1 protein-coding gene is annotated in these 1,483 nt (G+C 60.4%); it reads left to right on the top strand.

Annotation, left to right across the window (positions count from 1 at the left end; translation table 11 throughout):
• Positions 1 to 56: 56 nt before the first annotated feature.
• Positions 57 to 1,160 (top strand): IS110 family RNA-guided transposase, encoded by a 1,104-nt coding sequence (locus AWB81_RS42850; protein ID WP_268811813.1) that lies wholly within the window; start codon positions 57 to 59, stop codon positions 1,158 to 1,160.
• The last annotated feature ends 323 nt before the right edge of the window (positions 1,161 to 1,483 follow it).

Here is a 1,483-nt window from a genome sequence, read left to right as displayed (position 1 = left end):
GGAATTGGTAAGGACCTCCCCGATCGCCAGATCGGCGCCGGTTGGTGCGATCATGGCTGTGCTACACAACCTTCAGCGAAGGGGGAAGTCATGGAAAAGATACTCGCGTTGGCGTGGATCTGGCGAAGAATGTGATGCAAGTCCACGCAGTTGACGCTGCCGAACGTGTCGTCGTACGCAAGGCAATTGCCCGCGAACGGTTCGTGATCTGGTTTGCCAATCTTGAGCCGTGCCTGGTGGCCCTGGAAGCGTGCAGCGCGGCGCACTATTGGGCGCGTAAGCTTCGCACGCTCGGACACGAAGTGCGGCTCATTCCACCGCAATTTGCGGCCCCCTATCGCAAGGGAGGTCCCCACGTGAAGAACGACGCACAGGATGCCGAAGCGATCTGTGAGGCCGCTAGCCGTCCACAGATGCGTTTCGTGCCGGTCAAGTCACCGGCCCAGCAAAGCGTGCTTGTACTTCACCGCATGCGGACCGGGTTTGTCGAGGAACGTACCGCGCTGGTGAATCGCCTGCGCGGACTGCTTGCCGAGTTTGGTGTGTTTCTGGCGCAAGGCATCCGCACATTTCACCAACACATCGTCGACCGTATCGAAGACGGCAGCAACGAACTCGCTGGTCCCGCACGCCAGGCCCTGATGCGTGGCTGGACGCAATGCCAGGCACTGGATCAGGAAATCGCGTGGCTTGACAAACAGATTGCCGAACACGCCGGTCATGATCCTCAGGCACAGCGGTGCATGGACGTGTGCGGCGTGGGCCCTCTGACTGCATCCGCCGCTGTTGCGACCGTCGTTGATGCGCGACAATTCAAAAACGGCCGGCAGATGGCTGCCTGGATCGGCACCGTACCTAGACAGAACAGCAGCGGCGGCAAACAGCGGCTCGGACGCATCACCAAGCAAGGCAACGACTATCTCCGAACCCTGCTGTTTCAGGGCGCGCGCTCAGCGGTCCTGACGGCGCACCGACGTGACGACCGCCTCTCGCGCTGGATTGTCCAGCTACAGGCGCGCGTCGGCTACTACAAGGCGCTGGTCGCCGTCGCCAACAAGCATGCGCGTATTCTCTGGGCCGTGCTCGCGAAAGGCGAGAAATTTGATCCATCGCACGTGTGTATTGCTCCGCGCGCGGTGATTTGGGCAACAAACAGCTGAAACAGGCATCAACCACGATCCACTTTGCACTCGAAGACGCAACAGGTAAAGGATAGCGACAGGTCAGACCGGCAGCGGGCGAACTCGATGAACCGTAAGGCGCCAAATCGCATCTATTCGCCGTCCCAGGGATGGAGTCCCGCTGCGCGGTTATTATCCGGGCCCGGGCGTGGCAACCACAGCGCCCAGCAAGGCCGTTTATAGGCATGCAGTCTGTCTCGCCGCCGTCCGCACCACCAACGTCTCGAACGACAACGGAACTTGACCAGTGACGCATTAAAACCCGCTTGTCAAAATGGGGAGGTCCTTATAGGCGGTTCAGG

This window comes from Caballeronia arationis (assembly GCF_001544975.2).
Lineage (GTDB): Bacteria > Pseudomonadota > Gammaproteobacteria > Burkholderiales > Burkholderiaceae > Caballeronia > Caballeronia arationis.
This window is presented reverse-complemented; position numbering and strand designations above follow the sequence as displayed.